General features: G+C 64.7%; 8 protein-coding genes. 7 read left to right on the top strand and 1 reads right to left on the bottom strand.

The window, feature by feature from the left end; all coding sequences use genetic code 11:
- Nucleotides 1-48: 48 nt before the first annotated feature.
- The 3 genes from NUH88_RS10105 to NUH88_RS10095 all read left to right on the top strand — a co-directional run bounded on the left by NUH88_RS10105 (nucleotide 49) and on the right by NUH88_RS10095 (nucleotide 2772).
- Nucleotides 49-636, top strand: a complete 588-nt coding sequence (locus NUH88_RS10105; RefSeq protein WP_257771864.1) for an SIS domain-containing protein — start codon at nucleotides 49-51, stop codon at nucleotides 634-636.
- A complete protein-coding gene (gene rfaE1, locus NUH88_RS10100; RefSeq protein ID WP_257771863.1) occupies nucleotides 633-2108 on the top strand; it encodes a D-glycero-beta-D-manno-heptose-7-phosphate kinase in 1476 nt (491 codons plus the stop codon). The genes NUH88_RS10105 and rfaE1 overlap by 4 nt, the downstream gene beginning before the upstream one ends.
- 121 nt (nucleotides 2109-2229) lie before the next feature.
- Complete coding sequence (locus tag NUH88_RS10095) at nucleotides 2230-2772, top strand: cupin domain-containing protein (RefSeq protein WP_257771862.1); 543 nt, start codon at nucleotides 2230-2232, stop codon at nucleotides 2770-2772.
- On the opposite strand, the gene NUH88_RS10090 is transcribed toward NUH88_RS10095, so the two are convergent.
- Nucleotides 2747-4936, bottom strand: coding sequence for a tetratricopeptide repeat protein (locus NUH88_RS10090; RefSeq protein ID WP_257771861.1), 2190 nt, complete (start codon nucleotides 4934-4936; stop codon nucleotides 2747-2749). The two genes, NUH88_RS10095 and NUH88_RS10090, sit on opposite strands and share 26 nt — an antisense overlap.
- Nucleotides 4937-5065: 129 nt before the next feature.
- Between NUH88_RS10090 and NUH88_RS10085 the strand changes: the two genes are divergently transcribed.
- From NUH88_RS10085 to NUH88_RS10070, 4 genes are read left to right on the top strand one after another with little or no spacing between them, the layout of a single operon-like run.
- Nucleotides 5066-5815, top strand: a complete 750-nt coding sequence (locus NUH88_RS10085) for a biotin/lipoate--protein ligase family protein (RefSeq protein WP_257771860.1) — start codon at nucleotides 5066-5068, stop codon at nucleotides 5813-5815.
- An 18-nt stretch (nucleotides 5816-5833) separates the two neighbouring features.
- Nucleotides 5834-6856 (top strand): DUF6352 family protein, encoded by a 1023-nt coding sequence (locus NUH88_RS10080; protein ID WP_257771859.1) that lies wholly within the window; start codon nucleotides 5834-5836, stop codon nucleotides 6854-6856.
- Between the two features lie 32 nt (nucleotides 6857-6888).
- Nucleotides 6889-7089, top strand: a complete 201-nt coding sequence (locus NUH88_RS10075; protein WP_257771858.1) for a DUF6494 family protein — start codon at nucleotides 6889-6891, stop codon at nucleotides 7087-7089.
- A gap of 4 nt (nucleotides 7090-7093) precedes the next feature.
- Entirely contained in the window at nucleotides 7094-7381 is a 288-nt protein-coding gene (locus NUH88_RS10070) for a hypothetical protein (RefSeq protein WP_257771857.1), read from the top strand.
- Nucleotides 7382-7396 lie beyond the last annotated feature (15 nt).

The raw sequence follows: 7396 nt of genomic DNA, 5'->3' as shown, positions 1-7396 counted from the left end.
AACTCGGGCAAAAAGCGCACAACCATTGGGGCCGGAGCCTTAAGTGATATGAATCTCGGCGCGTTCTTCGAGAGCGAGTTCGATGAGCATCTGAGAGTGGCGGCGGATGCGCGTAAGATGCTTTCCGCTCCGTTCTCCGAACTGACCGAACGCTGTGTCGCTGCGATCAGGAACGGCGGAAAGCTGCTGTTTTTCGGGAACGGTGGCAGCGCGGCGGATGCGCAGCATCTCGCGACGGAGTTCACGATCCGCTATGTGAAGGACCGCCCGGCGATCGCGGCGATCGCGCTTACGACGGACAGTTCCGCCCTGACGGCGGCGGGCAATGACCTTGGGTTTGATCAACTGTTCGCCCGGCAGATTGAGGCGCTTGGAAAACCGGAGGACGTCGCCATCGGTATATCGACCTCCGGCACCTCGCCGAACGTGATCGAGGGGCTGAAGGCGGCGCGCCGGTTGGGGCTGGTCGCGGCCGGTTTCGCCGGTCGGGGCGGCGGCGACATGGTCGGACTTGCGGATCCCCTGATCGTGGTTCCGCACGATGCCTCGAACCGGATCCAGGAAATGCACATCACCATTGGTCACTCGCTTTGCGGTGCGATTGAAATCGAGCTCGGTCTCGCGGAGGCCAAATGACCCACGATTCCGATCTCGCAGCCAAGGTCGACTCGCTCGCGGGGGTCCGATTGCTCTGTGTCGGCGATGCGATGCTCGACCGCTTCGTCTATGGGAGCGTCGACCGGATTTCGCCGGAGGCGCCCGTACCGGTACTCCGAATCCAGCGTGAGACCGCAATGCTGGGCGGGGCGGGAAACGTCGTACGCAACCTTGTCGCGCTCGGCGCCGAGGCCTGCTTCATCTCCGTCATCGGTCGTGATGCGGCGGGTCGCGAACTTACAGGGCTGGTTGCCGAGGAAACGGGTGTCGAGAGCCACCTGCTGACCATCCCGGGCCGTGAGACCACAATCAAAGTGCGCTACGTGGCGGGCGCACAGCAGCTGCTGCGGGCGGACCAGGAAAATGTCGGCGCAATCGATGCCGCTGTCGAGGAGGATATGATCTCGCGCGCAGTCGCGGACCTGGATCAATCCTCTGCGCTGGTTCTGTCCGATTACGGCAAGGGGCTGCTCAGCCAGTCCGGTCTGACACAGCTTATCGAGACCGCCCGCAAGAAGGGGCGCCCGGTGATCGTCGATCCGAAAGGGACCTACTACGGTCGGTATCGCGGAGCGACGGTGATCACGCCGAACCGGCGCGAGCTTTACGAGGCGAGCGGAATGCCGGTCGATAATGTGGAAGCCATCGTTGCCGCGGCGCGTCACATCATCGCGCATGCCGGCGTCGAGTCCGTATTGGTAACGCGCAGCCAGGACGGCATGACTTATGTAAGCGGCGACCGGGATGCCGAGCCTCTGCATTTCGAAGCGGCGGCGCGGGAAGTGTTCGATGTGTCCGGTGCCGGTGACACCGTCGTCGCGGTGCTGGCTGCGGCTCTCGGGCGCGGGTTGCCGGTTGCGCATGGTATCGAGCTTGCTAATGCCGCCGCCGGGATTGTCGTCGGCAAGATGGGAACGGCCGTCGCCTACGCATCCGAACTCGCCGCTGCGTTCCGGGCCCACGACCTTCTGCAGGGCGAGGTCAAGGTCGCCTCGGCCGACATGATTGCCAGGCGGGCGAAGGAATGGCGCGATCAGGGGCTTCGGGTCGGTTTCACTAACGGTTGTTTCGATCTGCTGCATCCGGGGCATGTCTCGCTGATGCGTCAGGCCAAGGCGGCTTGCGACAGGCTTATCGTCGGGCTCAACAGTGATGCATCGGTTGCGCGCCTGAAGGGCCCGACGCGGCCGGTCCAGTCGGAAGCCTCCCGCGCCGCGGTGCTTGCTTCGCTTGCGACGGTCGATGCGGTCGCGATCTTCGGTGAGGATACGCCGATGGAACTCATCGAGACCGTGCGTCCCGACGTGCTGATCAAAGGTGCGGACTACACGGTCGAGACGGTGGTCGGTGCCGAGTTTGTGCAGTCTTACGGCGGTAAGGTCGTGCTCGCGCAGCTTGAGGATGGCCACAGCACCACGGCGACTATCGCGCGGATGAACGCCGGCAAATAACCAGTCTTGCGGCATTCAGTCCGTTGTCTTCCTCCACGGTTGGGGGGAGAATGGACCGCGATATCAATCCACCGGCATTCGAACCGGCGGCGAAAGTCACGAAATCAAAGGGAGATCCGGCATGGCATACGGTCTGGACGAGTTCTGCCGCGAAAGTCACGACATTCTGGCGGCGAACAACAATGCGGAAGGCCGCGACGCGGTGCGCGCGAAGCTTGAGAAGCTTCTGCAAAACGACGCGTTCGTCGAAGAGGTTTGCGGCAAGGGTGCGCCGCTGGGCGTGACCGAACTTTACCGCGACGACGAACTGGAATTCGTCGTTCTGGCCCATGTCAACGAGAAGCCGCACGCCTCGCCGCCGCACGATCATGGCACGTCCTGGGCGATCTACGGTCAGGCCAAGGAATATACCGACATGAGCGAGTTCAAGCGTGTCGACGGCGGTAGCGGCGACGGCGCGGCAACGATCGAGCATGTGAAGACTTATCGACTGAAGCCGGGCGATGCCGGCTTCTACGACGTGCGGGAGATTCATGCGATCGATTACCCCGCAAGAGCCTGCTTCGTCAGGGTGACCGGCCGCCCGCTCGAGAACGAGCCACGCCTGCGCTACGACATGGAGACGGGTAAGGCCGAGCTTATCGCGAACCGCTCCGCGAGCTGACGGCCTCCGCCAGCAGGTTTCCGAGATCGTCCGAAGCGCCGGTGGTCCCGACGACTGCCGGCCGTGCCTCCCGGATCCGCTGGGCGACATCGGCGCGCCATGCGGGGTCGTTGGCGATCTCGACCGCCTTAGCGGCATAGTCCGAATGGTCCGCGGCAATGCAATCCTCGATCCCCATGGTGCGGTATAGTCCTGCGGTCATGCGTCCGCGCATGTAGGGTCCGGGCCAAGTGATCACCGGGGTACCGGCGGCGAACCCGCCGAGAGTCGTGTTGCTGCCGCCGAAATGGATCGGGTCCAGCATCACCTCTGCCGCGCCGAGCAAACGCATATATTCATTCTTCGGCAGATAAGGCAGGAACCGCACCCGCTCCATTGCGCTGCCGAGAACGGTTTGGAGACGGGTCTTCAGCCTCTCCGTCCATTCCGGGTTGGCGCCTTCGATCAGGCCCAGCGTGCCGCGCGTATCGCGCCGCAGGATATCGGCGAAGACATGGTCGTAATCCGGGTGCAGCTTGAAAAGGTTCTGCGGGCAGAGATAGAGCGGTCCGTTCTCCGGCAATCCGAATGCGCTCTTCTCCGCCGGCGGAGGTACCGGGCCGTCCCGGTAGACCATCGGGATGCTCGGACTCCTCACCAGCCGCTCGGCATAGTGCGCATCCGCGCCTTCGGGCTCGAAACAGTCCGGTGAGAGATAGACGTCGACCGTGCTGATACCCGTCGTGACCGGATGCCCCCAGGTCGCCCATTGCACGGGGGCGAGCCGCGTATGGGCGAGAAAGTAGGTGAACGGCTCCATACCGATATCGGTATAGAGCAATGCATCGAGGTGGCACTCCGCCGCGACCGTCGCCGCGCGCCCGATATCCGCAGGCAGTTCGACCACCCTGTCGAAGCCGGCAGCGATCTTTGCCGCTGCGGCGTCTCTCAGGCCGGGCGGGCGGAGCAGGGTGAGACGAAAACGGTCCCTGTCGAACCCCGTGACGAGTTCTCCGAACACTGCGCCGATCGTATGGCCCGCGAGATATTTCGAGCAGATACCAAGTTCGATTTTGTCGCCGTGTTTGGGCCCGTCCGCGCAATGCGGCGCGATGAAATTCAGCGCCGGGCACGCACGGCGGTAGAAGGCGCTGATCCCCTCCGCGAGAGTGCGGTCGTTGCGGCCGTGATAGACGAGATAGAAGTTCGCCGCGCCGACTTCCGTCAGAGGATCCGAGAGCCGGATCCGTTCCGCGTCCGGCGAGGCGAGAAAACCGGCGATCTTCAGCCGGGCTTCATCAATCTGCGCGAGATCCCGCGCGATGACGGGGAGAGCAAAGGCCCTCCGGACCGGAAAGCCGGGATCTTCCGGGTGCGTCTCGATCGCCTTTCCGTAGACTTCGAGAGCGGTTTCGTATCGGCCTGAACTCGCGAGCGCCCCGGTCAGGTTCCGGGCGATCTCTGCCCGCTCTGGTGCTGCAGTCATGGCGCGGGAGTAGAGGTCGATGGCGTCGCGGACGCATTTTTCCGCCCAGAGCAGGATGCCGAGGTCGTTCAGCAATGTCGCATCGTCCGGCGAGAGCACGAGTGCGCGCCGGAACTCGCGGATGGCCTCGTTGACCTTATCGAGGCTCTTCAGAGCCTGGGCCCGATTGGCGCGGGCGGTCCTGTTCAACGGATCGAAAGAAAGTGTCCGCCCGTAGAGACTCGCTGCCCTTTCCGCATCGCCGTTTTCCTGTAGCGCGAGCGCGAGATTGTAGAGTGAGGTGCTGTCGGCCGGGGCGAGGACAAGTGCGGCGCGGTACGCCTTTTCCGTTCCACGCTGATCTCCGAGCCGTTTGCGTGCGGCGGCGCAGGCACTCCAGTACGAGGCCTCGCCCGGCGCTTGCCGGCAGGCCGTGTCGAGCACCGATGCGGCCTCTTCGATGCGGCCGGAGTCGATCAGCGCAAAGCCGAGGTTGAGGCGGAAGTCGTGTCGGGCGGGATGCGCGACAAGGCCCTTGGAGATGCAGGCGGCTGCCGGGCCGGGGCGGGATGCCTGCAGCATCGCTGTGCCGAGCAGGTGCCAGCTGTCGGCTTCGGCGGGCGCAGCCGTGAGCACCCGTCGGTAGCCGCTGACGGCCTCGGCGATTCGGCCGGCCTGGTGCAGCCCATGTGCTGCGATCAGCAGTCCGCGAACCTGCACCCTTGCTCACTCCCCCTACGCTTTGTTCTGTCTATGTTGCCAAACTCGATTATCACGAGGCGATCCGGTTGGCGATTCTGCCATGACAGTCCGAAACGGCGTGCTAGTTTCGGGCCAAGGGAGTGAAACATGCTGGACGAATTGTCCTTTCCGCCAATCTATCGGCCCTGCCGCGTGCTCGAGGGCAGCGACCCTCTGGAGGCGGCGATTGCCGCCGCGAAGGATGGCGCCGATCCTGCGAGCCTGTTCTGGCTCGACAGCGCCACGGATTTCGCTTGCGCGATCGTCCTCGGCCCGGACCGGCCGTTGTCCGAGACCCTCGCGGCCGTGCATGTCGCGATGGTGGCGCTCGGGGATTGTCTCGGTGCCACGGTGCCGCCGCAGGTCGAGGTGCTTTTCGGCTGGCCCGACCGGCTGATCGTGAACGGTGCGCTCGCCGGCGGCGTGACGATTTCCGTCGATCCGGCGCTCTGGGACGATCCGGAAGACCCCGAACCGGAATGGGCCGTGCTCGGTATCCGGCTCGCGATGACGCCGCGGGACGACGCGCCAGAGCCGGGCATGACGCGGCAGCGCACCACGCTCTTCGACGAAGGCTGCGGCGATCTTACGACCGGCAGCCTGCTGGAGAGTTTCTCGCGCCATTTCCTGCTCTGGACCAACCGCTATCTCTCCGAAGGCCTGCGCCCCATTGCCGATATGTGGCTGCCGCGTGCGGCGAAGCGGGGGGAGAACGTGGAGCTGAAATTCGGCGGCAAGGAATGGCGCGGTACGCTGCTCGGGCTCGATGAGAAGGGCGGCCTGGTGCTCGGCGAGACGAAGACGCCCCTGGTGCCGTTGACCGACGTGGTGAGGAAACCGACATGGTCGCTGGATTGACGGTGCGGGTGCGGCGCGATGGCTGAGGCGAGGGATTTCTGGATCAGCTCCGGCTATGGGTTGCTGGAGCGGAACGCGGACGGCCGGCTCACGGTCACCGATGCGTTTCTGCGCGCCTTATTCGCGCGCCCCGAAATCGCACCGGTCGCGGAATCCTGCGCCACCGAACGCAGCCTCCATGCGGCGCTTCTGGAAGATCCCCGGCGTCCGGTCAGCGATATGGAGCTCGCGGCGTTCGGCGATCCGGACGGGCGGGAGAACTACCAGATCGTTCTCGGTTTTCGCGACGCCCTGCTGGCTGCGGACAGCCTCGAAGCCTTCTATCTCTCGACCTTCCGCGAGGGCGGTATCTCGATCCCGCCGCTTTTCCTCGATCAGCTCGCCCATGTCGTCTGCCGGAACATGCTGGAGGGCGTGACGGACCCGTTCCGGGCCCGCGCGGCGGAGCTGCTGTTCCGCTCTCAGCGGGTGACGTTGCAGGACGGCACGGTGATGTGCGCCGACGAGGAAATCGTCGATATGCATGCGGCCGGACAGGGCTACAGCTCGTTGGAACGGCTGATCGCGGAGAACGACACACCGCTCCGTTCGGTCGAACTGGATGTGCTGACCGAGGAGAATGCCTCGATCTACTGGGAGCGTAGCGACCGCTTCGATACCGTGCTCGACCTGACCTTCACCCGCCCGGGGCTCGACGCGCTCTGCCGCGTGCTGGAAGCTTGGGTCGCGCATTTCCTCGGAGTCGAGGTTTCGGTGGCGCCGGTCCGCAGCATCGCGGACGAGAAATGGGTCTGGCATATCGGGCTGGACGTCACTTCCAGCGCGATCCTGAACGCCCTCTACCAGGGCGACGAGGTGCCGGAAGAGGAGATGGTCAATCTTCTGGCGTTGTTCCGCCTCGAGTTCAAATCGCCGGAAGCGATGATGCCGTCGATCGCCGGGCGTCCGGTCTATCTCGGTCTGGCGCAGGACCCGTCGGGCGTCTTGCGGATGAAGCCGCAGAACCTTCTCGTCAATCTGCCGCTCGCGCCGCCGGCGTGAGCGGTGCCGAACCCGGAAACAGGGAGGAAACAATGAACGAAGACGTCTTCAACATGAGCGTGCGGAAGTTCCTGAAGAAGGTAGGCGTGACCTCGCAGCGCGAGATCGAGGCTGCGATCCGCAAGGCGGTGGAAAATGGCAGCCTCACCGGTCCCGCTGAGGCGAAGGTGGTGCTCTCCGTTCCCGCCGCGGGGCTCGAAGTCACCATCGACGGTACCATCGAGACAGAATAGGGCGATGCAGCGCACCGCCTTCCTCGATAGCTGGCGGGCCCGAGCCCTCGCGGGCCTCGTACTGGTCGGCGCCGCTTCCTCGCTCGCTTATCTGCACCGGGGCGATATCGCGGGGTTTCTGGGCGCGCCGGAAGAGAAGGCGATGCCGGCGAACGGTCCGCTCGCCGAATGCCTTTCCCAGCGCTATGGCGCCGTCGACAAGATGCTCCAGGAGGGGATTATCGACGAGGCGAAGCACAGGCTCTTCCGCCAGCGCGCGGCGGCCATGTGCCAGGACCGGTTCGGCGGCTGACGGGGCACGGGCCGC

The sequence above is a fragment of the Nisaea acidiphila genome (genome assembly GCF_024662015.1).
GTDB lineage: Bacteria > Pseudomonadota > Alphaproteobacteria > Thalassobaculales > Thalassobaculaceae > Nisaea > Nisaea acidiphila.
The sequence above is the reverse complement of the archived record's forward strand: the minus strand, read 5'-3'. Positions and strand labels throughout refer to the sequence as shown.